The organism is Malikia spinosa, assembly GCF_002980625.1.
GTDB lineage: Bacteria > Pseudomonadota > Gammaproteobacteria > Burkholderiales > Burkholderiaceae_C > Malikia > Malikia spinosa.
In genome coordinates, this window is record NZ_PVLR01000093.1 from 1 (window position 1) to 759 (window position 759).

Here is a 759-nt window from a genome sequence, read left to right on the forward strand (position 1 = left end):
CCAATCTCTACGAGCGCTACAGCTGGTCGACCTGGAGCATGGCCGCCGGCATGGTCAACTTCGTCGGCGATGGCAACGGCTATGTCGGCGATCCCAGCCTGAAGGCCGAGAAGGCCAACACCCTGTCGGCGACCTACGACTGGCATGACGCGAACGGCGAACGGGGCTTCAGGGCGACGCCGTTCTATACCCAGGTGCAGGACTACGTCGACGCAGTTCCGTACCACACCGGGACTTTCCAAGCCGGGCAGTTCAACGTGCTGAAGTTCGCCAACCAGTCGGCACGCCTGTACGGCATCGACCTGTCGGGCCAGATGCCGCTGGCTCAAACCAACTTCGGCCGCTGGGGATTCAAGGGCTTGCTGAACTACGTTCATGGCGAGAACCGTGACACGGGCGACACGCTCTACAACATGATGCCGCTCAACGCCAGGCTGACGCTGACGCATCGGCAGGGCGGCTGGGACAATGCGCTCGAGCTCGTGCTGGTGCAAGGCAAGCAGGACGGCTCCGATGTCCGCAGCGAGATCCAGACCGCGGGCTACAGCCTGGTCAACCTGCGCGCCAGCCACAGCTGGAAGCAGGTGCGCGTCGATTTCGGCATCGAAAACCTGTTCGACCGTGCCTATGCGCTGCCGCTGGGTGGCGCCTACCTCGGCCAGGGCAAGACCATGAGCCTGAGCGCTGGCCCGGCCTGGGGCACTGCTGTCCCGGGCGCTGGCCGCACCCTCTACACGGGCTTGAACATCAAGTTCTGAG

At 64.2% G+C, this 759-nt stretch carries 1 protein-coding gene; it reads left to right on the top strand.

Going from position 1 to position 759, the window contains the following annotated elements; all coding sequences use genetic code 11:
- A partial coding sequence (locus C6P61_RS17480) for a TonB-dependent receptor domain-containing protein (protein ID WP_146115106.1) occupies positions 1-758 on the top strand: 758 nt, incomplete at its 5' end.
- Position 759: the final 1 nt, after the last annotated feature.